Consider the following 25,106-nt stretch of genomic DNA (forward strand, 5'->3'; position numbering starts at 1 on the left):
GAGGCCGCGTATTTACTGGATCGCAGGCACAAAAAAAGACGTCCGTGGACGTCTTTTTTTGATCATTTGGTGGAGCCGGGGGGATTTGAACCCCCGTCCGCCAGTGCTCCGCTTTCGGTACTACATGCTTAGCCGTGTCTATTGAGTTAATCCGCAGCCGCCCGACGGGCAGGGTGCTTTGGACGAGTTGTGTAAGTTTTAGCTGCTTCGTCCACAACGTACTACGCAGCGATCCTGTTCTGTATGACAATCACTTCGGGTTTACAGGCATCCCCTAGTGATTGCTGGAGCCGAAGCTACCAGGAGAGCGGGCTCAGCTGCTTACGCAGCGAGAGCGTAACCCTCGTAGTTTTCGTCATTGGCAACTATAGAAAGTTGCAACAGTGGATTTACGAGTTCTGTTACCAACTCGGCATGCACCTAGAGTTTCACTACCGGCGTCGAATCCTAATCGGCCCCATTTTCAGCTCTAGACGCGTTTTTCAACGCGTAGGGCGGAGTATACGCCAATGGTCGGGCGACGTCGACTGCTGTACCGGTCGCCCGCCGCCAGGCATCACGAGCCGCTGGCGCCGCTGTCACCCTTTTCAGCCTTGGATTGCTTCTCAAGCACCTTGCTGGTGATTGCGATGCAGTCCTTTTCGTTGCCTGCTGCCTGGGCGGCCTTGGCTCTGTCGACCTCTTTGGCCATGGCGTCGTCAGCGCCTTCGGATGTGGCGCCGGCGGTGGCCATGTTGTCGCTGATTTTCTGCAGGTTGGTGTTGCACAGGTCGTCGGCCGCGAACACAGGTGAGGCAAGCAGTGCGGCGGCAATGAACAGTCCGGAAATCGCAGTACGCTTCATGTGAGTCTCCTTGGCGGGTAAGGCCTCGAATGAGGCTCTTACCTGGATGGACTGCGCCGGTTTGCAGGGGTTCAGATGGATATCAGATCTGTCGAGGTCGGGTTACACGATCCACCAGGTACACCAGGCCGTGGTAGTCGATCCCCCCATGGTTCGAGAGGCCGATCTCGCAGGTGCGGCTGGTGGAGATGCCTTCGCTGCAATACTGCACCGCGTCCTTGAGGCTGCGCAGCGAGTGGGCATTGAGCTCCGGGGTGGTAAAGCCCTTGTCGCCGGCAAACCCACAGCAATGGATACCTTCGGGAATCACCACCTGCTTGCTGCACAGCCGGGCCAGGTCGATCAATGCCTGGCTTTCCCCCAGGTGCTGGGTGCTGCAGGTCACGTGCACGGCGATCGGTTCGTCCTGGGGGGTGAACTCCAGTTTGTCGAGCAGGTGGGTACGGATGAAGCGCACCGGGTCGTAGAGGTCCAGGCGGGTTTCGGCCAGGTCCTGGACCAGGCGCAGGGTGCAGGGGCTGGTGTCGCAGTAGATGGGATCGAGGCCGCCACGGCTGGCGTGGAGCAGGGCGTTGATCAGCTCCTGGCGCTTGTGTTCGGCCTGTTCGGCATAGCCTTTGGAGGCGAAGGGCTGGCCGCAGCACAGGTTGTCCTGGTTTTCCGGGAACACCACCTGGTATCCGGCTTTTTCCAGCAGGGCGCGGGTTTTGTCGAGCAATGAGGTTTGTTCGCGGTCGGCTACGGCCGGGCCCATTACCCGCGAAACGCACGCCGCCAGGTACACCACCCGTGGCCGCGCATCGTGGGCTACCGGGTTGAACTCAATGGCTTTGAGCGGCTGCGGCATGGCCGGCGTCCACTGGGGGAGCCGACCGTGGCTGAGCTTCGACAGGTGAGTGCTCAAGCGACTCAGGCGCGGTGCGCCCAGCAGTCGGCGCGCACTATTGGCCGCTTGCAGGGTAAAGCGTGCGCCGCGCAGTGCGGTATGGAAGTTCTCCGCCAGCCAATCTGCCGTTTTCACATGGTCGGCGCCTTGGCCACGCAGCTTTTTCACCAGCTCGCCGGTGTTGATGCCCACTGGGCAACGCTGGGCGCACAAGCCGGTGGCGGCGCAGGTGTCGATGCCCTGGTACTGGTAGTCGCGCTCCAGTGCGCGGGTATCGACGCCGGCACGTTTTTTCGCCTGGATATCGCGCCACATGACGATGCGCTGGCGCGGGCTGAGGGTCAGCCCCTTGGACGGGCAAACCGGCTCGCAGAAACCACACTCGATGCATTTGTCGACGATTTCGTCGGCGGCCGGCAGCGGCTTGAGGTTCTTCAAGTGCAGCTGTGGGTCGTCGGTCAGCACAACACCCGGATTGAGAATGCCGGCGGGGTCGAGCAGGCGCTTGAGCCGCCACATCAGTTGATAGGCGTCATGCCCCCATTCCAGTTCCACAAAGGGCGCCATGTTGCGACCGGTGCCGTGTTCGGCCTTGAGCGAGCCGCCGTATTCCACGGCGACCAGTTGCGCAACGTCGTCCATGAACGCCGAGTATCGGGCCACTTGTTCCGGCGAGTCGAAGCCCTGGGTGAACACGAAGTGCAGGTTGCCTTCCAAGGCATGACCGAACAGGATCGCTTCGTCGTAGCCGTGCTTGTCGAACAGTGCGATCAGGCGATTGACGCCTTCGGCGAGTTTTTCAACGGGGAAGGTGACGTCCTCGATGATGACCGTGGTGCCGGTCTCGCGCACGGCACCGACGGCCGGGAAGGTGTCTTTGCGAATGCGCCAGAGCTGGTTGTAGACCACCGGGTCTTCGCTGAAGTCGACCTGCTTCTCCACCGGGAAGCCGGCAATGGAGGCGCTGATGTGTGCCAGTTGTTCGTGCAGCAACGACTGGGTGGCGGCGCGGGACTCGATGAGCAGCGCACAGGCACTGCCAGACAGGCTTTTCACCCATTCCGGCATGCCCTTCATGTTCTCCACCGAGCGTAGGCTGCGGCGGTCGAGCAGCTCAACGGCCGACACCGGTTGCTGCTTGAGCACCGGTACTGCGTTGCAGCAGGTCTCGACATCCGGGAAGACAATCAGCGCGCTGGCCTTGTGCGGATGGTCCGGCACGGTGTTGTAGGTAACCGCGCTGATAAAGCCCAGGGTGCCTTCGGAACCGACCATCAGGTGGGTGAGGATATCCAGCGGCTCGTCATAGTCCACCAGCGCATTGAGTGACAGCCCGGTGGTGTTCTTCAAGCGATACTTGTGGCGGATCTTGGCCGCCAGTTCGCTATTGGCGCGAGTCTGGCGACCCAGTTCGCCAAGGCCGGCGAGCAGCGTTGCATGACGCTCGTGAAAAGCCGCGATGCTTGCTGGGTCTTCACTGTCGAGCAGGGTGCCGTCGGCCAGCAGCAGGCGCATGCCGGCGAGGGTGTGATAGCTGTTCTGCGCTGTACCGCAGCACATGCCGCTGGCATTGTTGGCGACGATCCCGCCGATCTTGCAGGCGTTGATCGAGGCCGGGTCCGGGCCGATCTTGCGACCGAACGGGGCAAGCCAGGCGTTGGCCTGGGCGCCGATCACCCCCGGTTGCAGGCGGATCTGGCTGCCGCCTTCGCGGATTTCACGACCGTTCCAGTTGTCACCCAGCACCAGCAGCACCGAATCGCTCACGGCCTGGCCCGACAGACTCGTACCAGCGGCGCGGAAGGTGACCGCGACCTGCTGGGCGTGTGCGGCCTTGAGCAGGGTGGCCATTTCGACCTCGCTTTCGACGCGGATTACCAGTTTGGGAATCAGGCGATAGAAGCTGGCGTCGGTACCGAAGGCCAGGGTCGAGAGCGGGTCGTCGAAACGCCGCTCGCGGGGGATCAGGTGTTCAACCGTGTCGAGGAACGCGGCGGGCAGACTCATGCAATCTCCTCGCGGGACCGTGGCATCTGGCGCGCCACGTGCCCCGGTCAATCAGGCGGTAATTCGTGAAGGCGCGGCTATCAGGCGCCCAGTTCGCGTACCAGCGAGTCGCGGGTGATTTCGCTGATGGACTTGGCGCCCGTGAGCACCATGGCGACGCGCATTTCTTTTTCGAACAGTTCCAGCAGGTTCTTCACGCCAGCTTCGCCTGCGGTGGCCAGGGCATAGAGGAACGCGCGACCGATCAGCACGGTGTCGGCGCCCAGGGCGATCATGCGCACCACGTCCAGGCCGCTGCGGATGCCGGAGTCGGCGAGAATCTTCAGGTCGCCCTTCACCGCGTCGGCAATCGCCGGCAGGGCGCGAGCGCTGGACAGCACGCCGTCAAGCTGGCGGCCGCCGTGGTTGGAAACGACGATGCCGTCGGCACCGAACTTCACCGCATCCTTGGCATCCTCGGGGTCGAGAATGCCCTTGATCACCATCGGGCCATCCCAGAACTCGCGTATCCACTCCAGGTCCTTCCAGGAAATCGACGGGTCGAAATTGTTGCCCAGCCAGCCGATATAGTCGGCGAGTCCGGTTGGGCTACCGCGGTAGGTGGAGATGTTGCCCAGGTCGTGGGGCTTGCCCAGCAAGCCGACATCCAAGGCCCATTGTGGATGGGTCATGGCTTGCCATACGCGACGCAGCGGTGCGTTCGGGCCGCTCATGCCGGAATGGGCATCGCGGTAACGGGCACCTGGTACAGGCATGTCCACAGTGAACACCAGCGTGGTGACACCGGCGGCCTTGGCGCGCTCCAGGGCGTTGCGCATGAAGCCGCGGTCCTTGAGCACGTAGAGTTGGAACCACATGGGACGGTCGATGGCCGGCGCCACTTCTTCGATCGGGCACACCGACACGGTCGACAGGGTGAACGGAATGCCCTTGGCCGCTGCCGCACGGGCAGCCTGCACTTCGCCGCGGCGTGCGTACATGCCGGTCAGGCCAACGGGGGCCAGCGCCACCGGCATGCTCAACGTTTCATTGAACAGGCGGGTCTCGAGGCTCAGCTCGGACATGTTCTTCAGCACCCGCTGGCGCAGGGCGATACCCGCCAGGTCTTCAACGTTGCGACGCAGCGTGTATTCGGCGTAGGCGCCACCGTCGGCATAGTGGAACAGGAACGGCGGCAGCTTGCGTTGTGCTGCTGCGCGGTAGTCGGTAGAGGCAGAAATGATCATGTGATCTCGCAGCGTAAGTTGAAAGAGGCGGTTGCCGGGCGCGTTGCAGCGCGCCCGGCCTCTGTCACTCTAGTGAACCAGCATGCCGGTCAGCCAATAAGCCTGGATCAAGGTGATCAGGCCGACGATGGTGGCGAAGAACAGGCTGTGCTTGAGGGTGAAGCGGAACAGGTCAGATTCCTTGCCAACCAGGCCGGTGGCCGCGCACGCCACGGCGATCGACTGCGGCGAAATCATCTTGCCGGTGACGCCACCGCTGGTGTTGGCGGCCACCAGCAAGGTGTCGTTGACACCGATCTGGTGGGCGGTGGTGGCCTGCAGCGAGCTGAACAGGGCGTTGGACGAAGTGTCGGAGCCGGTCAGGAACACGCCCAGCCAGCCGAGGAACGGCGAGAAGAACGGGAACGCGGCGCCCGTGCCGGCCAGTACCAGGGCCATGGTCGAAGACATGCCCGAGTAGTTGGTGACGAAGGCGAAGGCCAGCACCATGCCAATCGACAGGATCGGCCAGCGCAGTTCGAAGAAGGTCTCCTTCAAAGTGGTCAGACCAGTTTTGAAGTTGATCTTCAGGACCAGCATGGAGATCAGTGCCGAGAAGAAAATCGCGGTGCCGGTCGCAGAAATCGGGTCGAGTTTGAACACGGCCGGAATCGCGGTCGGGGTGGCGACGATCGGGGCGGTCTTGATCACCAGTTGGTCAAGGTGCGGGATGGCGAAGTTGAACACCCAGCTGTACATCGAGCCGCCTGCGGCAAACGCGGCCTTGAATGGCTTGAGGGTCCAGATGGTGACCAGCACGGTGAGGATCAGGAACGGCGACCAGGCCTTGAAGATCTCGCCGAAGCTGTAAGGCGAAGGCTGGCTGCCGCCAGCGTTGACCACTGCGGCGCCGACGCTGCCGGTGGCGGTGGTGAACGAGCGCTTGGGCTGCCAAACCTTGAGGAACAGGGTCAGGGAAATCAGGCTGGCCAGGGCCGAGGTGATGTCCGGCAGTTCCGGACCGATGAAGTTCGAGGTGAAGTACTGGGTCACGGCAAAGCTCAGGCCGGCAACCAGTGCGGCGGGCCAGGTCTCTTTGACGCCGCGCAGGCCGTCCATCATGAACACCAGCCAGAACGGCACGAACAGCGACAGCAGGGGCAGTTGGCGGCCGGTCATGGCACCGATCTTGAAGGCGTCGATACCAGTCACCTGGCCGGCAACGATGATCGGGATGCCCAGGGCGCCGAATGCCACGGGGGCGGTGTTGGCGATCAGGCACAGGCCGGCGGCGTACAGCGGGTTGAAGCCCAGGCCTACCAGCAGGGCAGCGGTAATGGCCACCGGGGCGCCGAAGCCCGCCGCACCTTCAAGGAATGCACCGAAGCAGAAACCGATCAGCAGTACCTGCAGGCGCTGGTCGTCGGTGATCGACAGCACCGAGCTGCGGATGACTTCGAACTGGCCGCTCTTGACCGTCAGCTTGTAGAGGAACACCGCGGCAACGATGATCCACGCAATGGGCCACAGGCCGTAGGCAAAACCATAACCGGCGGCGGCAATCGCCATGTCGGCTGGCATCTGGAAAGCGAAGATCGCCACCAGGATCGACAGGCCCAGCGTAATGCTGCCGGCCACGTGACCCTTGAGGCGGAACACCGCCAGGGCGAGGAAGAAGAATACGATCGGGATGACTGCCGCGAGCGCGGACAGGCCAAGACTACCAAGCGGACTGTAGAGCTGTTGCCAGGTTTGCATATGGGGTGGCCCCTAATTGTTGTTGGTGGCACTGGCATTGGATAATTGGTAAGACCAATTTACAATGTCGAGGCGCTAGGTTAAAAGCCTCGTCGAGGGTGTGTCAATTTGTCCCTGTAAAACTTTCGTCGGACGGGTGTCGGAAGGAGGGGCTGGATGGCAAGGAAAAATGGCAACTGATGGGTGTCGGCGGGCGGCGGATGAGCCAGAATAGACAGCCCCGAACGCACTCGGGATTGTGGAGAGCATGTGATGGTTTTTGATCAGGTCCGCCAACGCCGTTTGTCCGACGATATTGTCGAACGGCTTGAGGGGATGATTCTTGAAGGCACCTTGACGGCTGGCCAGCGGCTGCCTGCCGAACGAACATTGTCGGAACAGTTCGGGGTGTCGCGACCGTCACTGCGTGAAGCAATCCAGAAGCTGGTGGCCAAGGGGTTGCTGGTCAGTCGCCAGGGCGGCGGCAACTACGTGGCCGAATCACTGGGCACGACCTTCAGCGACCCCTTGCTGCAACTGCTGGAAAGCAACCCTGAAGCCCAGCGCGACCTGCTGGAGTTCCGGCATACGCTGGAGGCATCGTGTGCCTACTACGCGGCGGCCCGTGCGACAGAGCCCGACCGCCAGCGCCTGAAGGCCGCCTTCGATGTCCTGCAAGACTGCTACACCCGTCACGATGAAGTCAGTAGGGCAGAGGAAGGGGCGGCCGATGCAAGCTTTCACCTGGCCATTGCCGAGGCCAGTCACAACGCAGTGTTGCTCCATACCATCCGCGGCCTGTTCGACCTGCTCAAGCGCAACGTGGTGACCAATATCGGCGGCATGTACAAGCAGCGCTCCGAAACCCGCGACATGTTGATCGGTCAGCACCGTGACCTGTACCTGGCGATTGTCGAGGGGCGCGCCGATGACGCGCGCGAAATCTCCAGCCGACACATTCTGTATGTGCAGGAAGTGCTCGATGAGGTGCGTCAGGAGGTTCAGCGGGTGGCGCGGGCGGAGCGGCGTAGCGGACATTGACCTATGAATCGCGGGGCAAGCCCGCTCCTGCCGTAGGAGTGGGCTTGCCCCGTGATATTCAGTCTTCCTTGCCCTTGTTGCGAACTGCGCGCTGCAGCTCGCGATCGGAATCGCGCTCGCGCTGGGTATCGCGCTTGTCGTATTCCTTCTTGCCCTTGCCCAGTGCGATTTCGCACTTGATCAGGTGCTTGCTCCAGTAGATCGACAAGGCCACGCAGGTGTAGCCCTTCTGCTGGACGGCCGCATGCAGTCGCTCCAGCTCTCGACGGTTGAGCAGCAGTTTGCGGGTACGTGTCGGGTCGGCGATGACGTGAGTACTGGCGGCGGTCAGTGGCGTGATATGGCTGCCCATCAGCCAGGCCTCGCCATCCTTGAGCACCACGTAACTGTCGGTCAGGTGCGCCTTGCCGGCACGCAGACTTTTTACTTCCCAACCGGACAGGACCAATCCGGCCTCGAACTTGTGTTCGATGAAGTAATCGTGACGCGCCTTTTTGTTCTGCGCGATTGTCCCTGTCGGATGTTTCTTTTGTTTAGCCATAGGGGCGGCATTATAGGCAGTCGTCGCGCTGTCGGCTACGGGGTAGCAGTGAGCTTGAGGCCTTGGAGTGAATCCCGGACAATGCGCGCTCTTTTTTTCCACAGTTGAGCGTGTTGATGTCGACGGACAAGGTTTCTGTCCATGGTGGCTGGGCCAGTCGCTGGGTATTCGTGCTGGCGGCCACCGGTGCTGCGGTGGGGTTGGGAAGTATCTGGAAATTCCCCTACATGGTCGGCGTCTATGGCGGCGGCGCCTTTGTCCTGGTGTTCCTGGCCTGCATCGCCCTGATCGGTATCCCGGTGATGCTCGCCGAGACCCTGATCGGCCGGCGCACCCGGCAAAGCCCGGCCAACGCCCTGCGCGAGCTTGCGGTGGGGGCGGGGCATTCGCCGCGGTGGTCGTGGTGGGCCTTCGCCGGGATGGTCACGGCGCTGTTGATCCTATCGTTCTACAGCGTGGTCGGGGGCTGGTCGTTCGATTACATCATCAATATGGGGCGGGGTGACTTCCAGGGTGTGACGGCCGATCAGGTCGGCGGCTACTTCAATGGCGTGATCAGCGACCCCTGGCGCCTGGTGCTGTGGCACAGCCTGTTCATGCTGCTGTCGGCACTGGTGATTGCCCGAGGCGTGGTGGCGGGGCTGGAGAAAAGCCTGCGCATCATGATGCCGCTGCTGTTCCTGCTGCTGGTGATCCTGTTGGGCTACAGCCTGACCACCGGGCACTTTATGCAGGGCCTGCACTTCATGTTCGACTTCGATACCTCGCGCCTGCTCGACGGTTTGTTGCCGGCCATGGGGCATGCGTTTTTCTCCCTGAGTGTCGGTGTGGGCTCGTTGTTGATCTACGGCGCGTACATGCCTAAGCAGTCCTCCATCGGTGGCACCATTGTCGCCGTCGCCCTGCTCGATACCTTTGTCTCGCTGCTGGCCGGCATGGCGCTGTTTCCGATCGTGTTCGCCGCCGGCCTGAATCCAAGCGAGGGCCCGGGCCTGATGTTCGTTGCCTTGCCTTTTGCCTTCGGCAATGTGGCGTTTGGCCAGTTGATGGGCGTCGTATTCTTTGTTCTAGTGGCCGTCGCAGCCTGGAGTTCGGCGATTTCCTTGCTCGAACCGATGGTGGCCTACCTGGTGGAGCGCACTGGCGTGCGGCGTGGCTGGATCACCACCTGGCTGGCGTTCAGTTGCTGGCTGGTAGGGTTGGGGACGGTGTTTTCGTTCAACATCTGGCAGCAGGCGCGCTTTTTCGTGAACGACGACAGCGGTTTTCAGCTCTATCAGTGGGGAGCGACTGGCGGGCTGGATTTCTTTGGGGTGATCGACTTCTTCACCTCCAGAATCATGCTGCCGCTGGGTGGATTGTGCTTTGTGGTATTCGCAGGTTGGATCATGGGGCGTGAGGCGGTGCGCGATGAGTTAGCCATGCGCAGCCCGCTGCTGTTTGCTCTGACCTTCTTCTTGATGCGCTATGTGGCGCCCCTCGGCATTCTGGTTGTGTTTGCCGCTCAGCTTTGGAAGTGACACCTGGATGACTACCCATATTCAACGTTCGGCCCTGCTGCCTTATCCCGCCCAGGCGCTGTACGACCTGGTCAACGATGTTGCGCGGTATCCGGAGTTCCTGCCCTGGTGCTCATCCAGCACCGTGCTGGAGGTCAGTGACACGCTGATGCGTGCCAGCCTGGAAGTGGCCAAGGGCGGTATGAGCCAGAAGTTTGTCACCCGTAATGTACTGGTGCCCGGGCAGTCCATCGAGATGAACCTGGAAGAGGGGCCGTTCAATCAGCTGCATGGCCTGTGGGTCTTCAAGCCGTTGGGTGAGAAGGCCTGCAAGATCAGCCTGGACCTGTCCTTCGATTACGCCGGGCCATTGGTGCGGGCAACTCTGGGGCCATTGTTCAACCAGGCTGCCAACACCCTGGTCGATGCCTTCTGCCAACGGGCAAAGCAGTTCAATGGCTGACATGCTGCAGGTTGAAGTGGCGTATGCCACTGCTGAACAGCAGTGGCTGCTGACAGTGGAGGTGCCCAAGGGCACCTCGTTGCGTGAGGCCGTGCGCTTGTCGGGGATTGCAGCACAAGTGCCAGGGCTGGATGTAGAGGCTTGCCCACTGGGCATCTTCGGGAAGGTTGTCAGTGACGCTGCGCAGCAGTCGGTGACCGAGGGGGATCGGATCGAGCTGTACAGGCCGTTGTTGATCGACCCTAAGGAAGTGCGCAAGCAGCGCGCTGACAAGGTGGCGCGGGTGTTCAAGAAGGCGAAGCGGTAGCGCGCAAATTACAGGTACAAAAAAGCCCGGAATGTCCGGGCTTTTGTTTGCCAGCAGTATTTACTGTGGCGAGGTTTCCAGTGGGGCTGGGGTCGGTACCGGGATGGTCTCGATGGTATCGACTTCGCGCTGGATCTTCTCTTCCAGGGAACCTGGCTTGGCCGGGGTTTCCTTGACCTGTTCAGCGGGCTCGGTGGCGGTGCCTGGCTGGACTGGAGTGACGCTGGTGTCGCCGCTGCCGCCGAGGATTTCCTGGTCGCGGCTCACACCTGGCATGAAGTCGCCGGACAGGCTGACCAGTTGGTCGCTCTCGTTGAAGAAAATGCTCATGCGCTCTTGTTGGCGTTGGCCGCCACCAGGCTGCAGGCTGTACAGGTAATCCCAACGGTTGGTGTGGAAGGTGTCCTGGATCAGCGGGTTGCCCATGATAAACCTTACTTGCCGACGGGTCATTCCGGGGCGCAATTGGTCTATCATGTCTTGCGTGACGACATTGCCCTGCTGGATGTCGATTTTGTAAACCCCGGGGAACGAGCAACCGGCGAGTGCGAGCAGTCCCACGAAGGTGAGGCTGGTTAGCAAGAGCTTGGTGTTTTGCATCGGTGGGCGACTTCCACTATCTTGGCTGGACAACGTAAACCCCGATCATACCCGTATTCAGAGAAGCTGCGAAGCAGCATCGGCGAGAAAGCTGACCATGGTTGAAAATAGCGAACTGCGCAAAGCCGGTCTCAAGGTGACACTGCCTCGAGTGAAGATTCTACAGATGCTCGACTCTACCGAGCAGCGTCACATGAGTGCTGAAGATGTCTACAAGGCGCTGATGGAGGCAGGCGAGGACGTCGGTCTGGCCACGGTCTACCGTGTTCTGACCCAGTTCGAAGCTGCTGGCCTGGTTGTGCGCCATAACTTCGACGGCGGTCATGCCGTGTTCGAATTGGCCGATGGTGGCCACCACGACCATATGGTCAACGTGGAGTCGGGCGAGGTTATCGAGTTCTTCGACAGCGAGATTGAAAAGCGCCAGAAGGAAATCGTTGCCGAGCACGGTTTCGAACTGGTTGACCACAATCTGGTCCTGTACGTGCGCAAGAAAAAGTAAGCAACAGTTCTTGTTGCACAGCATCAAAGGCGACCCTGGGGTCGCCTTTGTACTTTCTGGGATGAGGCATCAGGCCTTGCTGGTGACCACCATCTTGCGGGCGTGGGCCAGGGACTCCTTGGTCAGGTCGATACCGCCGAGCATTCGCGCCACTTCTTCGACCCGCTCACGCTTGCCCAGACTGGCCACGGCGGTGTGGGTGGCGTCGCTGTTGCGTACCTTGTGTACGAACAGGTGATGGTGACCCTGCGCTGCAACTTGCGGCAGGTGAGTCACGGTCAGTACCTGGCCGCGCTCGCCGAGGCGACGCAGCAACTGGCCGACAATCTCTGCCGTCGGGCCGCCGATACCCACATCCACTTCATCGAACACCAGGGTGGGGATGCGCGAGGTTTGTGCTGTGATCACCTGGATCGCCAGGCTGATCCGTGAAAGCTCGCCCCCGGAGGCGACTTTGGCCAGGGCCTTGAGCGGTTGGCCGGGGTTGGCGCTGACCAGGAGTTCCACCTGCTCGCGACCATGGGGTGAGAGGTCGTCACTGGTGTTGCTGTGCAGTTCGATGCTGAAGCGCCCGCCGGGCATGCCCAGGCGCTGAATTTCCTGCTCCACCGCATTGGCCAGCTGGCTGGCGGCCTGGCAGCGCAAGGCGCTCAGTTCGCCAGCCTTTTCCTGGTAGTGGCGGGCAAAAGCGGCGAGCTCGTCACCCAGGCGCTCGATGGATTCGTCATTGGCGTTAAGGCTTTCGAGCTCTTCCATCAGCCGTTGCTGGAGGTTGGCCAGCTCGGTCGGATGTACCCGGTGCTTGCGGGCCAGGGTATAGATGCTGTCGAGGCGTTCTTCGAGTTGTTGAAGGCGAGCAGGGTCGGCATCGAAGTTATCCAGGAAGCGATTGAGCTCGCCGACCGCTTCTTCAACCTGGATCTGCGCACTGGCGATCATGGTGGCGGCCTCGTCCAGCGCCTTGGGTGCGTTCTGCACCGCCGTCAACCGATTGAGGCTGGCGGTGAGGGCGTTGAGCACGTTGCCTGAATCGTTCTCGCTGCAGTGGTCGATGACCTGGCGGCAAATGCCGAACAAGGCCTCGACATTGGTCAGGTTCTTGTGCTCCTGCTCCAGTTGTTCCAACTCATTCTCGCCCAGGCCCAGGTTGTCGAGCTCTTCGAGCTGGTAGCTGAGCAGTTGATGCTGCGCGCGTTGTTCGTCGCCGGAGTTGGACAGCCGCTCCAGTTCTTGTCGGGTTTGCCGCCATCGCTGGGCTGCCAGCTGGACCTGGCGCGCCAGGTCTGTAGCGCCTGCGTACTCGTCGAGCAGACGACGATGGGTGTCGGCTTTCAGTAATGATTGATGTTCATGCTGGCTATGGATGTCGATCAGCAGCTCGCCCAGGGCCTTGAGATCGCCGAGCGGGCAGGGCGTGCCATTGATGTAGCCGCGGCTGCGCCCCTCGGCGGTGATTACCCGACGCAGGATGCACGGGCCGTCGTTGTCCAGGTCGCGCTCCGCCAGCCAGGCGCGGGCTTCGGGAATGTCCGCGAGGTCGAAGGTGGCGAGGATGTCCGCCTTGTCGGCGCCGGGGCGCACAACGCCGCTGTCGGCACGATCACCCAGGGTCAGGCCCAGGGCATCGAGCATGATCGATTTGCCGGCCCCGGTTTCACCGGTGATCACACTCATCCCGCGGGCGAGCTCGAGGTCCAGGTGTTCGACGATGGCGTAGTTATGTACGGACAGGTGCACCAGCATTGGGGCGGCTCCCAGGCGTTAAGTCTGGTTATTTATACAGTGTTTTTAGATTCGCTGACAATGGGCGCACTTAGCTCGATTTGGTTGTCATGGCGCCGTTTTGAGTGCGATGGGTTATGAGCGAAATGGTCTGCCATGTTCTTTGGCCCTTGAACCTGGGTTTTACGACCCCATATAGCCGGCAGAAGCGCGAGTACAGCTCGCTGACACTATTCGAGAGGAGAGATTTTATGGCTGACGAACAGCTGGATGAACAGAATCTGAACGCCGAGGCCACTGGCGCACAAGAGCTGAGCGCCCGCGTGCAGGTGCTCGAAGAGCAGCTGGCGGCGGCCCAGGATCAATCCCTGCGCACCGCTGCCGACCTTCAGAACGTGCGCCGCCGCGCCGAACAGGATGTCGAGAAGGCACATAAGTTCGCCCTGGAAAAATTCGCCGGTGACCTGCTGCCGGTCATCGATAGCCTGGAGCGCGGTCTGGAACTGTCCAGTGCCGAGGACGAAAGCATCCGTCCGATGCGCGAAGGTATCGAGCTGACCCTGAAAATGTTCCACGACACCCTCAAGCGCTACAACCTGGAAGCAATTGATCCGCACGGCGAACCTTTCAATGCCGAGCACCATCAGGCGATGGCCATGCAGGAAAGTGCCGAGGTCGAGCCCAACAGCGTGCTCAAGGTGTTCCAGAAGGGCTATCAGCTCAATGGTCGCCTGCTGCGCCCTGCCATGGTCGTGGTCAGCAAGGCCCCTGCAGTGGTTTCGCCGTCGATTGACGAGCAGGCTTGAAATCGTTTCGGGCGCCCCCATTTAGGTGTCAAGCATTCAAGTATTACCGCAGTTAGCCACCACTGCTGCGGCAACAAAATTCAAGTTTCGGGAGAGTTAACATGGGCAAAATCATCGGTATCGACCTGGGGACCACCAACTCCTGCGTCTCCATTCTGGAAAACGGCAACGTCAAGGTTATTGAAAACGCTGAAGGCGCGCGTACCACGCCGTCGATCATCGCTTACGCCAACGATGGCGAGATCCTGGTTGGTCAGTCGGCCAAGCGTCAGGCCGTTACCAACCCGCACAACACCCTGTATGCGGTCAAGCGTCTGATCGGTCGTCGTTTCGACGAAGATGTCGTGCAGAAAGACATCCAGATGGTTCCGTACAAAATCGTCAAGGCCGACAATAACGACGCCTGGGTGGAAGTGAACGGCCAGAAAATGGCACCGCCTCAGATTTCGGCTGAAATCCTGAAGAAAATGAAGAAGACCGCCGAAGACTATCTCGGTGAGCCTGTCACCGAAGCGGTCATTACCGTTCCGGCCTACTTCAACGACAGCCAGCGCCAGGCCACCAAGGATGCCGGTCGCATCGCCGGTCTGGACGTAAAACGTATCATCAACGAGCCAACCGCAGCTGCTCTGGCTTACGGTATGGACAAGGCCAAGGGCGATCACACCGTGATCGTTTATGACCTGGGTGGCGGTACCTTCGACGTGTCGGTAATCGAAATTGCCGAAGTCGATGGCGAGCACCAGTTTGAAGTTCTGGCCACCAACGGTGACACCTTCCTCGGTGGTGAAGACTTCGATATTCGCCTGATCGACTACCTCGTCGACGAGTTCAAGAAAGAAAGCGGCATGAACCTCAAGGGTGACCCGCTGGCCATGCAGCGTCTGAAAGAAGCTGCTGAAAAGGCCAAGATCGAGCTGTCCTCGAGCCAGCAGACCGACGTCAACCTGCCGTACATCACTGCAGATGCCACCGGTCCTAAGCACCTGAACGTGAAGATCTCCCGCGCCAAGCTGGAGTCGCTGGTAGAAGACCTGGTTCAACGCACCATCGAGCCATGCCGTATCGCCATGAAAGATGCCGGCATCGACGTCAGCAAGATCGATGACGTGATTCTGGTCGGTGGTCAGACCCGTATGCCGCTGGTGCAAAAAGCGGTTACCGATTTCTTCGGTAAAGAAGCACGCAAGGACGTCAACCCTGACGAAGCTGTTGCCATGGGTGCTGCCATCCAGGGTGCGGTACTGGCCGGTGACGTGAAAGACGTACTGCTGCTGGACGTCAGCCCGCTGACCCTGGGTATCGAAACCATGGGTGGCGTGATGACTGCGCTGATCGAGAAGAACACCACTATCCCGACCAAAAAGTCGCAAGTGTTCTCGACTGCAGATGACAACCAGAGCGCCGTGACCATTCACGTGCTGCAAGGTGAGCGTAAGCAGGCTGCTCAGAACAAGTCCCTGGGCAAGTTCGATCTGGCCGAGATCCCACCAGCGCCACGTGGTGTGCCACAGATCGAAGTAACCTTCGACATCGACGCCAACGGCATCCTGCACGTAGGCGCCAAAGACAAGGCTACTGGCAAGACCCAGTCGATCGTGATCAAGGCCAACTCCGGCCTGTCTGATGAAGAAATTCAGCAGATGATCCGCGACGCTGAAGCGAACTCGGAAGAAGACCGCAAGTTCGAAGAGCTGGCCGCTGCCCGTAACCAGGGTGATGCACTGGTTCACTCGACTCGCAAGATGGTCGCTGACGCTGGTGACAAGGTCACTGCCGAAGAGAAGACTGCGATCGAGGCTGCCGTGGTTGCCCTGGAAGCCGCCATCAAAGGCGACGACAAGGCTGCCATCGATGCCAAGGTCGAAGAGCTGTCGAAAGTGTCGGCTCCAGTTGCTCAGAAGATGTACGCCGAGCAGCAGGCCGAACAGCCACAAGCTGGCGCGCAGCAGGCTGAAGAACCTAAGCACGACGACGTCGTCGACGCTGAGTTCGAAGAAGTCAAAGACAACAAGTAATTGCTGCATGTTGTCGGCCGGTTGACTGCTTTCTAGTGGTTGGCTGGTAGGATGTCGCCGCGCGGGGGCTTGCTCCCGCGTTGGCGTGTCTGGAATACCCGATTTTTCACGGCATCTGTCGTGCCTCCTGGAGGGCATGAGGCAGGTGCTGGCGGCACGGCGCGAAATGCGCAGAGGTTTGCCGAACGTCCTCAAGAGTGCAAAGACTTATGGCAAAGCGTGACTATTACGAAGTTCTGGGAGTTGAGCGCGGCTCCAGTGAAGCGGACCTGAAGAAGGCGTATCGCCGCCTGGCGATGAAGCATCACCCGGACCGTAATCCTGATGACAAAGAGTCGGAAGAGAAATTCAAGGAGGCCAACGAGGCCTACGAAGTGCTCTCTGATGCCAGCAAGCGTGCGGCTTACGACCAGTATGGTCATGCCGGCGTCGACCCGAGCGTGGGGGGCGGTGGTGCCGGATTCGGCGGTGCGAATTTCTCCGATATTTTCGGTGATGTGTTCAGCGATTTCTTCGGCGGTGGCCGTGGTGGCTCGCGTGGCGGTGCCCAGCGTGGCAGCGACCTGCGCTACACCCTTGAGCTGAACCTTGAAGAAGCTGTGCGCGGCACCACGGTCAATATCCGTGTGCCGACATTGGTCAACTGTGAGCCGTGTGACGGTTCCGGGGCCAAGAAAGGCTCGTCGCCTTCGACCTGTCCGACCTGTGGTGGTATTGGCCAGGTGCGGATGCAGCAGGGCTTCTTCTCCGTTCAGCAGACCTGCCCGCGTTGCCATGGTCAGGGCAAGATCATCACCGATCCTTGCGGCTCTTGCCACGGCGAAGGTCGCATCGAAGAGTACAAGACGCTCTCGGTCAAGGTGCCGGCTGGTGTCGATACCGGCGATCGCATTCGTCTTTCAGGTGAGGGCGAAGCAGGTTCCCACGGTGGTCCGACCGGTGATCTGTATGTTGTCATCAATGTACGCGAACACCCGATCTTCCAGCGTGATGGCAAGCACCTGTACTGCGAAGTACCGATCAGCTACACCGACGCCGCCCTGGGTGGTGAGTTGGAAGTGCCGACCCTCGATGGTCGGGTCAAGCTGAAGATTCCGGAAGGTACCCAGACCGGCAAGCAGTTCCGCCTGCGTGGCAAGGGTGTTGCGCCGGTTCGCGGCGGTGGAGCCGGTGACCTGATGTGCCGGGTCGCGGTCGAGACCCCGGTCAACCTGAGTCGTCGCCAGCGCGAGCTGCTTGAAGAGCTGCGTGATTCGCTGGAAGGTGACAGTTCCCATTCGCCCAAGGCCAATGGCTGGTTTGAAGGCGTGAAGCGCTTCTTCGGCGACTTGTAAGAAGGAATAGGGCATGCGACGTATAGCGGTAATGGGCGCGGCAGGGCGCATGGGCAAGACCCTGATCGAAGCTATCCAGCAAACCCCGGGTGCGGGGCTGACGGCGGCGATTGATCGTCCCGACAGCACGTTGGTCGGGGCTGATGCGGGCGAGTTGGCTGCCCTGGGTCGGATCGGCGTGCTGTTGTCCGATGACCTGGCCAAGGTGGTTGATGAGTTCGACGTGTTGATCGACTTCACGCATCCTTCGGTAACCCTGAAGAACCTGGCGTTCTGTCGCAAGGCAGGCAAGGCCATGATCATCGGGACCACAGGCTTCAGTGTTGAAGAGAAGCAGTTGCTGGCCGAGGCGGGCAAGGAAATCCCGATTGTCTTCGCGGCCAACTTCAGCGTGGGTGTGAACCTCAGTCTGAAGCTGCTGGACATGGCTGCACGGGTGCTGGGCGATGATGTCGACATCGAAATCATCGAAGCCCACCATCGTCACAAGGTCGATGCGCCTTCGGGTACCGCGCTGCGCATGGGTGAGGTTGTTGCCCAGGCGCTGGGGCGTAACCTGCAGGAAGTGGCGGTCTATGGGCGTGAGGGCCAGACCGGTGCCCGTGATCGTCAGACCATTGGTTTTGCCACGGTGCGTGCCGGTGATGTGGTCGGTGATCACACCGTGCTGTTCGCTGCCGAGGGTGAGCGCCTGGAGATCACCCACAAGGCCTCCAGTCGCATGACCTTCGCCAAGGGTGCCGTACGTGCCGCCCTCTGGCTGGAAGGGCGTGAGCCGAGCCTGTACGACATGCAGGACGTGCTAGACCTGCGCTAAGCGCCCCATGTAGGAGCGGGCTTGCCCCGCGATTGGCTGCGGGTATGTCGGCCAGGTCGCGGGGCAAGCCCGCTCCTACAATCCCCTCTGTCGCAATCCTGTGTTTTCTAGGCACTTCAGCGGTAGACCGAAAAAGCGTTTTTCTGTAAGCTACAGCTTTAGTGTGTCCACTAAAAGCGCGCAGATAATTCGACGAAGAAAGCGGGGTGACGTGTCTATACGTCATTCCGCTTTTTTGCAACCTGCGATCGCCCCTTCAGGCTTGATTTACGGGAGGTCTTCTTGACTAAGCCAGCCATACTCGCCCTTGCCGATGGCAGCATTTTTCGCGGTGAAGCCATTGGAGCCGACGGTCAGACCGTTGGTGAGGTGGTGTTCAACACCGCAATGACCGGCTATCAGGAAATCCTGACTGACCCTTCCTATGCGCAGCAAATCGTTACCCTGACTTACCCACACATCGGCAACACCGGCACCACGCCGGAAGACGCCGAATCCGACCGCGTCTGGTCGGCCGGTCTGGTCATTCGTGACCTGCCTCTGATCGCAAGCAACTGGCGCAACAAGCAGTCGCTGCCTGACTACCTCAAAGCCAACAACGTGGTTGCCATCGCCGGGATCGACACCCGTCGCCTGACGCGCATCCTGCGTGAGAAGGGCGCACAAAACGGCTGCATCCTGGCTGGCGACAACATTAGCGAAGAGGCAGCAATTGCCGCCGCTCGCGGTTTCCCGGGCCTGAAGGGCATGGACCTGGCTAAAGTCGTCAGCACCAAGAGTAGCTATGAGTGGCGCTCCAGTGTCTGGGAGCTGAAGACCGACAGCCACGCGACGATCGACGCCGCCGAACTGCCGTACCACGTGGTGGCCTACGATTTCGGCGTCAAGCTGAACATCCTGCGCATGCTGGTTGCCCGCGGCTGCCGCCTGACCGTGGTGCCGGCGCAAACCCCGGCCAGCGAAGTTCTGGCACTCAATCCTGATGGTGTGTTCCTGTCCAACGGCCCTGGCGATCCAGAGCCTTGCGATTACGCGATCCAGGCGATCAAGGACATTCTCGAAACCGAGATCCCGGTGTTCGGCATCTGCCTGGGGCACCAGCTGCTGGCCCTGGCCTCCGGCGCCAAGACCGTCAAGATGGGTCATGGTCACCACGGTGCCAACCACCCGGTCCAGGACCTGGATACCGGTGTGGTCATGATCACCAGCCAGAACCACGGCTTCGCGGTTGACGAAGCAACGCTGCCAGGCAACGTTCGCGCCATCCACAAGTCGCTGTTCGACGGTACCCTGCAAGGTATCGAACGCACCGACAAGAGCGCCTTCAGCTTCCAGGGTCACCCTGAAGCCAGTCCGGGCCCGACCGATGTCGCGCCACTGTTCGACCGTTTCATCGATGCCATGGCCAAGCGCCGCTGAGCACCTGGCGAGAAGGCCCTGGACCGGTGCAAGCCGCGTTCAGGTGCCGCCCCCACGATTGTTCAATGCGGCTTGCCGACTGACCTGCGGAATTGAGTGACAACCCATGCCAAAACGTACAGACATTAAAAGCATCCTGATTCTCGGCGCTGGCCCGATCGTGATCGGCCAGGCCTGCGAATTCGACTACTCCGGCGCCCAGGCCTGCAAGGCCCTGCGCGAGGAAGGCTATCGCGTCATCCTGGTGAACTCCAACCCGGCCACCATCATGACCGACCCGGCGATGGCCGATGCCACTTACATCGAGCCGATCAAATGGCAGACAGTGGCCAAGATCATCGAGAAAGAGCGTCCGGATGCACTGCTGCCAACCATGGGTGGCCAGACTGCACTGAACTGCGCCCTGGACCTGGAGCGCGAAGGCGTCCTGGAAAAGTTCGGCGTGGAAATGATCGGCGCCAATGCCGACACCATCGACAAAGCCGAAGACCGTTCGCGCTTCGATACCGCCATGAAGGCCATCGGCCTTGAGTGCCCGCGCTCGGGCATCGCCCACAGCATGGAAGAAGCCAACGCAGTGCTCGAGAAGCTGGGCTTCCCGTGCATCATTCGTCCGTCCTTCACCATGGGCGGCACCGGTGGCGGTATTGCTTACAACCGTGAAGAGTTCGAAGAAATCTGCGCCCGTGGTCTGGACCTGTCGCCAACCAAGGAACTGCTAATCGATGAATCGCTGATCGGCTGGAAAGAGTACGAGATGGAAGTGGTCCGCGACAAAAAGGACAACTGCATCATCGTCTGCTCGATCGAGAACTTCGATCCGATGGGTGTGCACACCGGTGACTCGATCACCGTTGCTCCAGCACAGACCCTGACCGACAAGGAATACCAGATCATGCGCAACGCCTCGCTGGCGGTGCTGCGTGAAATCGGTGTCGAGACCGGCGGTTCCAACGTGCAGTTCGGTATCTGCCCCGACACCGGTCGTATGGTTGTAATCGAGATGAACCCGCGGGTGTCGCGTTCCTCGGCGCTGGCTTCGAAGGCGACGGGTTTCCCGATTGCCAAGATCGCCGCCAAGCTGGCGGTCGGCTACACCCTCGACGAACTGCAGAACGACATCACCGGCGGCCGTACCCCGGCTTCGTTCGAGCCATCGATCGACTACGTCGTTACCAAGCTGCCACGTTTTGCCTTCGAAAAATTCCCGAAAGCCGACGCTCGCCTGACCACCCAGATGAAATCCGTGGGTGAAGTCATGGCCATCGGCCGTACTTTCCAGGAGTCCCTGCAGAAAGCCCTGCGCGGCCTGGAAGTTGGCGTTTGCGGCCTGGACCCGAAAGTCGACCTGGCAAGCCCTGAAGCGTCGAGTATCCTCAAGCGTGAACTGACCGTGCCGGGCGCCGAGCGTATCTGGTACGTGGCTGACGCCATGCGCGCCGGCATGACCTGCGACGAAATCTTCGACCTGACCGGTATTGACCACTGGTTCCTGGTGCAGATGGAAGATCTGATCAAGGAAGAAGAGAAGGTCAAGACCTTGGCCCTGTCGGCCATCGACAAGGACCTCATGCTGCGCCTGAAGCGCAAAGGCTTCTCCGACCAGCGTCTGGCCAAGCTGTTGGGCATTACCGACAAGAACCTGCGTCGTCATCGCCACAAGCTCGAAGTGTTCCCGGTCTACAAGCGCGTCGACACTTGCGCTGCCGAGTTCGCCACCGACACCGCCTACCTGTATTCGACCTACGAGGAAGAGTGCGAGGCAAACCCGTCGACCCGCGACAAGATCATGATCCTGGGTGGCGGTCCGAACCGTATTGGCCAAGGCATCGAGTTCGACTACTGCTGCGTACACGCCGCTCTGGCGCTGCGCGAAGACGGTTACGAGACCATCATGGTCAACTGCAACCCGGAAACCGTCTCCACCGACTACGACACTTCCGACCGTCTGTACTTCGAGCCGCTGACCCTGGAAGACGTGCTGGAAGTAGTGCGTGTCGAGAAGCCGAAAGGCGTGATCGTCCACTACGGCGGCCAGACCCCGCTGAAACTGGCTCGCGCCCTTGAAGAGGCCGGCGTGCCGATCATCGGTACCAGCCCTGACGCTATCGACCGTGCCGAAGACCGCGAGCGTTTCCAGCACATGGTTCAGCGCCTGAACCTGCTGCAGCCGCCAAACGCCACCGTGCGCAGCGAAGACGAAGCCATTCGTGCTGCCGGCGTCATCGGTTACCCGCTGGTGGTGCGTCCGTCCTACGTACTGGGCGGCCGTGCGATGGAAATCGTCTACGAACTGGACGAGCTCAAGCGCTACCTGCGTGAAGCCGTACAAGTGTCCAACGACAGCCCGGTACTGCTGGACCACTTCCTCAACTGCGCCATCGAGATGGACGTGGATGCGGTGTGTGACGGTACCGACGTTGTCATCGGCGCAATCATGCAACACATCGAGCAGGCCGGTGTTCACTCCGGTGACTCGGCGTGCTCGCTGCCACCATACTCGTTGCCAGCCCATGTTCAGGACGAAGTCCGCGAACAGGTCAAGAAGATGGCCCTGGAGCTCGGTGTTGTCGGCCTGATGAACGTTCAGCTGGCCCTGCAGGGCGACAAGATCTACGTGATCGAAGTCAACCCGCGCGCCTCGCGCACCGTGCCGTTCGTCTCCAAGTGCATCGGCACTTCGCTGGCGATGATCGCTGCTCGCGTGATGGCCGGTAAGTCGCTGAAGGAAATCGGTTTCACCAAGGAAATCATTCCTAACTTCTACAGCGTCAAGGAGGCGGTGTTCCCGTTCGCCAAGTTCCCGGGTGTTGACCCGATCCTCGGCCCTGAGATGAAATCCACCGGTGAAGTCATGGGTGTGGGCGACAGCTTCGGCGAAGCGTTTGCAAAGGCCCAGATGGGTGCCAGCGAAGTGCTGCCGACCGGCGGTACTGCGTTCATCAGTGTTCGTGATGACGACAAGCCACAAGTGGCCGGCGTTGCCCGCGACCTGATCTCCCTGGGCTTCGAAGTGGTTGCCACTGTCGGTACCGCCAAGGTCATCGAAGCGGCTGGCCTGAAAGTGCGTCGCGTGAACAAGGTGACCGAAGGTCGTCCGCACGTGGTCGACATGATCAAGAACGACGAAGTGTCGCTGATCATCAACACCACCGAAGGTCGTCAGTCGATCGCTGACTCTTACTCGATTCGTCGCAATGCGTTGCAGCACAAGATCTACTGCACCACGACCATTGCGGCCGGTGAAGCCATCTGCGAAGCGCTGAAGTTCGGTCCGGAAAAGACCGTACGCCGCTTGCAGGATCTGCATGCAGGACTCAACGTATGAGCATTACCAAGTACCCGATGACCGTCCAGGGCGCTCGCGCCCTGGAGGAAGAGCACCTTTTCCTGAGCAAGACCGAGCGTCCGCGCTTGAGTCAGGCCATTGGTGAAGCCCGCGAGCTGGGCGACCTCAAGGAAAACGCCGAGTACCACGCTGCCCGTGAAGAGCAGGGTATGGTCGAAGCGCGTATCCGCGATATCGAAGGTCGCCTGCAGAACTCGGTAGTGATCGATGTCACCACCATTGCCCATACCGGCAAGGTGATCTTCGGCACCACCGTAGACCTGGAAAACACCGAGACCGGCGACCAGGTGACCTACCAGATCGTTGGTGAGGACGAGGCGGACGTCAAGCAGGGCAAGCTCTCGGTCGGTGCTCCGATCGCCCGTGCCATCATTGGCAAGGAAGAGGGAGATACCGTGGTGATCAAGACGCCAAGCGGTACGGTCGAGTACGAGATTGTCGAAGTCAAACACATCTGACGGCCGCCGCAGCTTTGCTGCGGCCCCGGTGATCTGGCAGCTTACCCAGGTGTTCTGGGTAGGCGGCCTGTGGATGTTGCATTTCGGTTTGCTTCCGGCGTTGGGCAAGGTTGGCCTGGCGCCGCTGCTGATCGAGGACATTGGCAGCCTGATGGCCTCGTTACTGGTTGCCTTTGCGGCATTTTGCGCAGGGGTGCAGGTGATGGTGCTGGTTCAGGCTCAGGGGCTGGCCAGCCTGTGGCGGGATATGCGAGGGCAATTGCTGCTGATGGTGATGCTGGCGTGTGTGGCGTATTTCGCCTTGCGCGTGGGATTGCCTCAGGAATTGCGCTGGCAGTTGTTCTGTTATCTGGTTTTGGGCTTGACCGGCTTGCTGCTGGTCATGCAGCCGGTACCGGGCAGGGCGCGCAAGGCGCGCCACTGACCGCAGCGAACATCACTTGTAGCGATGGATGTTCGAGAGTTGCTTGTTCGGTTGTGGGTTGCGGCGATAGATCAACGCCTTTTTCCCGATGGTCTGTACCAGTTCGGCGCGACCGGCCTTGCAGAGTGCGGCGATTGCAGCGGCACGTTCTTCACGATCTTCCGAGCGAATCTCGACCTTGATCAGTTCGTGATCGACCAGGGCGCGTTCGAGTTCGGCGATAACCCCTTCAGTCAAGCCATTGCCTGCCACAATAAGAACTGGTTTCAGATCGTGGCCAATGGATTTGTACTGTTTCTTCTGCTCGTTATTGAGCGGCATAATCTGACCCTTCGTCTGATTCTGTAAAAATGGCGGCCATTTTACCCGAGGGCCCGTGGATCCGCCCAGTTAATCACGACCCTTATGATTCGAGGTGCCCAATGGCGCGTTCCAAGACAAGCCTTGGCTGGCTGAAAGAACATTTCAACGATCCTTACGTCAAAAAGGCGCAAAAGGATGGTTATCGCTCACGTGCGAGCTACAAATTGCTGGAAATCCAGGAAAAGTACCGGATCATTCGCCCGGGCATGAGCGTAGTCGACCTGGGCGCGGCGCCGGGTGGATGGTCGCAGGTGACCAGTCGTCTGATCGGCGGCCAGGGACGGCTGATTGCATCGGACATCCTGGAAATGGACAGTATCCCGGATGTCACTTTTATCCAGGGCGACTTCACCCAGGATGAAGTACTGGCCCAGATCCTGGAGGCGGTAGGTAATTCGCACGTAGACCTTGTGATTTCCGATATGGCCCCCAATATGAGTGGTACGCCTGCCGTGGATATCCCCAAGGCCATGTTCCTGTGCGAACTGGCCCTGGATCTTGCGACCCGTGTGCTCAAGCCGGGTGGCGATTTCCTGATCAAGATTTTCCAGGGCGAAGGGTTTGACGTATACCTGAAGGACGCTCGTCAGAAATTCGACAAGGTCCAGATGCTCAAGCCTGATTCTTCGCGGGATCGCTCTCGCGAACAATACTTGCTGGCGAGGGGTTATCGCGGCGAGTAGGGCGTCAGGCCGGCAGCTTTCAGGGTGTCCGATAGCTTTTTCCAATCGGCTATCCTGCCTGACCTGGATGAACTTCGTGTA

At 60.4% G+C, this 25,106-nt stretch carries 22 protein-coding genes and 1 other RNA gene; 14 read left to right on the forward strand and 9 right to left on the reverse strand.

Going from position 1 to position 25,106, the window contains the following annotated elements; all coding sequences use genetic code 11:
• Positions 1 to 67: 67 nt before the first annotated feature.
• From ssrA to NPS58_RS07450, 5 genes are all read right to left on the reverse strand, one after another.
• Positions 68 to 459, reverse strand: a transfer-messenger RNA (tmRNA) gene (gene ssrA, locus NPS58_RS07430).
• Positions 460 to 556: 97 nt separating this feature from the next.
• On the reverse strand, positions 557 to 844 hold the full coding sequence (locus NPS58_RS07435; protein WP_274114751.1) for a hypothetical protein: 288 nt from the start codon (positions 842 to 844) through the stop codon (positions 557 to 559).
• Between the two features lie 82 nt (positions 845 to 926).
• A complete protein-coding gene (locus tag NPS58_RS07440; protein WP_274114753.1) occupies positions 927 to 3,737 on the reverse strand; it encodes an FAD-binding and (Fe-S)-binding domain-containing protein in 2,811 nt (936 codons plus the stop codon).
• A gap of 80 nt (positions 3,738 to 3,817) precedes the next feature.
• The gene (lldD, locus tag NPS58_RS07445) at positions 3,818 to 4,963 is read right to left on the reverse strand and encodes an FMN-dependent L-lactate dehydrogenase LldD (protein ID WP_274114755.1); all 1,146 of its coding nucleotides are present in this window, start codon (positions 4,961 to 4,963) and stop codon (positions 3,818 to 3,820) included.
• A gap of 69 nt (positions 4,964 to 5,032) precedes the next feature.
• Complete coding sequence (locus tag NPS58_RS07450; protein ID WP_274114757.1) at positions 5,033 to 6,700, reverse strand: lactate permease LctP family transporter; 1,668 nt, start codon at positions 6,698 to 6,700, stop codon at positions 5,033 to 5,035.
• Between the two features lie 252 nt (positions 6,701 to 6,952).
• Between NPS58_RS07450 and NPS58_RS07455 the strand changes: the two genes are divergently transcribed.
• Positions 6,953 to 7,720 carry an FCD domain-containing protein gene (locus NPS58_RS07455; RefSeq protein WP_274114759.1) on the forward strand — a complete coding sequence of 256 codons (768 nt, stop codon included), beginning with the start codon at positions 6,953 to 6,955 and terminating at the stop codon, positions 7,718 to 7,720.
• A 58-nt stretch (positions 7,721 to 7,778) separates the two neighbouring features.
• Here NPS58_RS07455 and smpB read toward each other — a convergent pair whose 3' ends face one another.
• The gene (gene smpB, locus NPS58_RS07460; RefSeq protein WP_028944546.1) at positions 7,779 to 8,261 is read right to left on the reverse strand and encodes an SsrA-binding protein SmpB; all 483 of its coding nucleotides are present in this window, start codon (positions 8,259 to 8,261) and stop codon (positions 7,779 to 7,781) included.
• A 116-nt stretch (positions 8,262 to 8,377) separates the two neighbouring features.
• On the opposite strand from smpB, the gene NPS58_RS07465 reads away from it, so the two are divergent.
• From NPS58_RS07465 to NPS58_RS07475, 3 genes are read left to right on the forward strand one after another with little or no spacing between them, the layout of a single operon-like run.
• Positions 8,378 to 9,781 carry a sodium-dependent transporter gene (locus NPS58_RS07465; RefSeq protein ID WP_274114761.1) on the forward strand — a complete coding sequence of 468 codons (1,404 nt, stop codon included), beginning with the start codon at positions 8,378 to 8,380 and terminating at the stop codon, positions 9,779 to 9,781.
• Between the two features lie 7 nt (positions 9,782 to 9,788).
• Positions 9,789 to 10,223, forward strand: coding sequence for a type II toxin-antitoxin system RatA family toxin (locus NPS58_RS07470; RefSeq protein WP_274114763.1), 435 nt, complete (start codon positions 9,789 to 9,791; stop codon positions 10,221 to 10,223).
• Position 10,224: 1 nt separating this feature from the next.
• Positions 10,225 to 10,530, forward strand: coding sequence for an RnfH family protein (locus NPS58_RS07475; protein ID WP_274115375.1), 306 nt, complete (start codon positions 10,225 to 10,227; stop codon positions 10,528 to 10,530).
• Between the two features lie 60 nt (positions 10,531 to 10,590).
• Here the strand turns inward: NPS58_RS07475 and NPS58_RS07480 are convergent, their stop codons facing one another.
• A complete protein-coding gene (locus NPS58_RS07480; RefSeq protein ID WP_274114765.1) occupies positions 10,591 to 11,130 on the reverse strand; it encodes an outer membrane protein assembly factor BamE in 540 nt (179 codons plus the stop codon).
• Positions 11,131 to 11,227: 97 nt separating this feature from the next.
• On the opposite strand from NPS58_RS07480, the gene fur reads away from it, so the two are divergent.
• Positions 11,228 to 11,632, forward strand: a complete 405-nt coding sequence (gene fur / locus NPS58_RS07485) for a ferric iron uptake transcriptional regulator (RefSeq protein ID WP_028944541.1) — start codon at positions 11,228 to 11,230, stop codon at positions 11,630 to 11,632.
• Positions 11,633 to 11,701: 69 nt separating this feature from the next.
• On the opposite strand, the gene recN is transcribed toward fur, so the two are convergent.
• Complete coding sequence (gene recN / locus NPS58_RS07490) at positions 11,702 to 13,375, reverse strand: DNA repair protein RecN (protein ID WP_274114767.1); 1,674 nt, start codon at positions 13,373 to 13,375, stop codon at positions 11,702 to 11,704.
• Between the two features lie 230 nt (positions 13,376 to 13,605).
• On the opposite strand from recN, the gene grpE reads away from it, so the two are divergent.
• The 8 genes from grpE to NPS58_RS07530 all read left to right on the forward strand — a co-directional run bounded on the left by grpE (position 13,606) and on the right by NPS58_RS07530 (position 23,979).
• A complete protein-coding gene (gene grpE / locus NPS58_RS07495; protein WP_274114769.1) occupies positions 13,606 to 14,160 on the forward strand; it encodes a nucleotide exchange factor GrpE in 555 nt (184 codons plus the stop codon).
• A 101-nt stretch (positions 14,161 to 14,261) separates the two neighbouring features.
• A complete protein-coding gene (gene dnaK, locus NPS58_RS07500) occupies positions 14,262 to 16,178 on the forward strand; it encodes a molecular chaperone DnaK (protein ID WP_136474431.1) in 1,917 nt (638 codons plus the stop codon).
• A 209-nt stretch (positions 16,179 to 16,387) separates the two neighbouring features.
• Positions 16,388 to 17,512, forward strand: a complete 1,125-nt coding sequence (gene dnaJ / locus NPS58_RS07505) for a molecular chaperone DnaJ (RefSeq protein ID WP_274114773.1) — start codon at positions 16,388 to 16,390, stop codon at positions 17,510 to 17,512.
• Positions 17,513 to 17,525: 13 nt separating this feature from the next.
• The gene (gene dapB, locus NPS58_RS07510; protein ID WP_274114775.1) at positions 17,526 to 18,329 is read left to right on the forward strand and encodes a 4-hydroxy-tetrahydrodipicolinate reductase; all 804 of its coding nucleotides are present in this window, start codon (positions 17,526 to 17,528) and stop codon (positions 18,327 to 18,329) included.
• A 282-nt stretch (positions 18,330 to 18,611) separates the two neighbouring features.
• Complete coding sequence (gene carA / locus NPS58_RS07515; RefSeq protein ID WP_274114777.1) at positions 18,612 to 19,748, forward strand: glutamine-hydrolyzing carbamoyl-phosphate synthase small subunit; 1,137 nt, start codon at positions 18,612 to 18,614, stop codon at positions 19,746 to 19,748.
• Between the two features lie 106 nt (positions 19,749 to 19,854).
• Positions 19,855 to 23,076, forward strand: coding sequence for a carbamoyl-phosphate synthase large subunit (gene carB / locus NPS58_RS07520; RefSeq protein ID WP_274114779.1), 3,222 nt, complete (start codon positions 19,855 to 19,857; stop codon positions 23,074 to 23,076).
• Positions 23,073 to 23,555, forward strand: a complete 483-nt coding sequence (gene greA, locus NPS58_RS07525; protein ID WP_084167971.1) for a transcription elongation factor GreA — start codon at positions 23,073 to 23,075, stop codon at positions 23,553 to 23,555. The genes carB and greA overlap by 4 nt, the downstream gene beginning before the upstream one ends.
• 28 nt (positions 23,556 to 23,583) lie before the next feature.
• The gene (locus NPS58_RS07530; protein WP_274115376.1) at positions 23,584 to 23,979 is read left to right on the forward strand and encodes an MFS transporter; all 396 of its coding nucleotides are present in this window, start codon (positions 23,584 to 23,586) and stop codon (positions 23,977 to 23,979) included.
• 12 nt (positions 23,980 to 23,991) lie between these two features.
• Here the strand turns inward: NPS58_RS07530 and yhbY are convergent, their stop codons facing one another.
• A complete protein-coding gene (gene yhbY / locus NPS58_RS07535; protein WP_010222973.1) occupies positions 23,992 to 24,300 on the reverse strand; it encodes a ribosome assembly RNA-binding protein YhbY in 309 nt (102 codons plus the stop codon).
• 101 nt (positions 24,301 to 24,401) lie between these two features.
• On the opposite strand from yhbY, the gene rlmE reads away from it, so the two are divergent.
• Complete coding sequence (gene rlmE / locus NPS58_RS07540; protein WP_010222974.1) at positions 24,402 to 25,025, forward strand: 23S rRNA (uridine(2552)-2'-O)-methyltransferase RlmE; 624 nt, start codon at positions 24,402 to 24,404, stop codon at positions 25,023 to 25,025.
• Positions 25,026 to 25,106: the final 81 nt, after the last annotated feature.

Source organism: Pseudomonas putida (genome assembly GCF_028682455.1).
In the GTDB taxonomy this organism is placed as follows: domain Bacteria; phylum Pseudomonadota; class Gammaproteobacteria; order Pseudomonadales; family Pseudomonadaceae; genus Aquipseudomonas; species Aquipseudomonas putida_AA.

Excerpts from the sequence above, each read along its gene's own strand:
- NPS58_RS07480 (WP_274114765.1), bottom strand. The coding sequence starts at position 11,130 with ATGCAAAACACCAAGCTCTTGCTAACCAGCCTCACCTTCGTGGGACTG.
- greA (WP_084167971.1), top strand. The coding sequence starts at position 23,073 with ATGAGCATTACCAAGTACCCGATGACCGTCCAGGGCGCTCGCGCCCTG.
- carB (WP_274114779.1), top strand. The coding sequence starts at position 19,855 with ATGCCAAAACGTACAGACATTAAAAGCATCCTGATTCTCGGCGCTGGC.
- NPS58_RS07435 (WP_274114751.1), bottom strand. The coding sequence starts at position 844 with ATGAAGCGTACTGCGATTTCCGGACTGTTCATTGCCGCCGCACTGCTT.
- yhbY (WP_010222973.1), bottom strand. The coding sequence starts at position 24,300 with ATGCCGCTCAATAACGAGCAGAAGAAACAGTACAAATCCATTGGCCAC.
- NPS58_RS07450 (WP_274114757.1), bottom strand. The coding sequence starts at position 6,700 with ATGCAAACCTGGCAACAGCTCTACAGTCCGCTTGGTAGTCTTGGCCTG.
- dapB (WP_274114775.1), top strand. The coding sequence starts at position 17,526 with ATGCGACGTATAGCGGTAATGGGCGCGGCAGGGCGCATGGGCAAGACC.
- dnaK (WP_136474431.1), top strand. The coding sequence starts at position 14,262 with ATGGGCAAAATCATCGGTATCGACCTGGGGACCACCAACTCCTGCGTC.
- rlmE (WP_010222974.1), top strand. The coding sequence starts at position 24,402 with ATGGCGCGTTCCAAGACAAGCCTTGGCTGGCTGAAAGAACATTTCAAC.
- recN (WP_274114767.1), bottom strand. The coding sequence starts at position 13,375 with ATGCTGGTGCACCTGTCCGTACATAACTACGCCATCGTCGAACACCTG.
- grpE (WP_274114769.1), top strand. The coding sequence starts at position 13,606 with ATGGCTGACGAACAGCTGGATGAACAGAATCTGAACGCCGAGGCCACT.
- NPS58_RS07475 (WP_274115375.1), top strand. The coding sequence starts at position 10,225 with ATGCTGCAGGTTGAAGTGGCGTATGCCACTGCTGAACAGCAGTGGCTG.
- NPS58_RS07455 (WP_274114759.1), top strand. The coding sequence starts at position 6,953 with ATGGTTTTTGATCAGGTCCGCCAACGCCGTTTGTCCGACGATATTGTC.
- fur (WP_028944541.1), top strand. The coding sequence starts at position 11,228 with ATGGTTGAAAATAGCGAACTGCGCAAAGCCGGTCTCAAGGTGACACTG.
- smpB (WP_028944546.1), bottom strand. The coding sequence starts at position 8,261 with ATGGCTAAACAAAAGAAACATCCGACAGGGACAATCGCGCAGAACAAA.
- NPS58_RS07440 (WP_274114753.1), bottom strand. The coding sequence starts at position 3,737 with ATGAGTCTGCCCGCCGCGTTCCTCGACACGGTTGAACACCTGATCCCC.
- NPS58_RS07465 (WP_274114761.1), top strand. The coding sequence starts at position 8,378 with ATGTCGACGGACAAGGTTTCTGTCCATGGTGGCTGGGCCAGTCGCTGG.
- NPS58_RS07470 (WP_274114763.1), top strand. The coding sequence starts at position 9,789 with ATGACTACCCATATTCAACGTTCGGCCCTGCTGCCTTATCCCGCCCAG.
- lldD (WP_274114755.1), bottom strand. The coding sequence starts at position 4,963 with ATGATCATTTCTGCCTCTACCGACTACCGCGCAGCAGCACAACGCAAG.
- dnaJ (WP_274114773.1), top strand. The coding sequence starts at position 16,388 with ATGGCAAAGCGTGACTATTACGAAGTTCTGGGAGTTGAGCGCGGCTCC.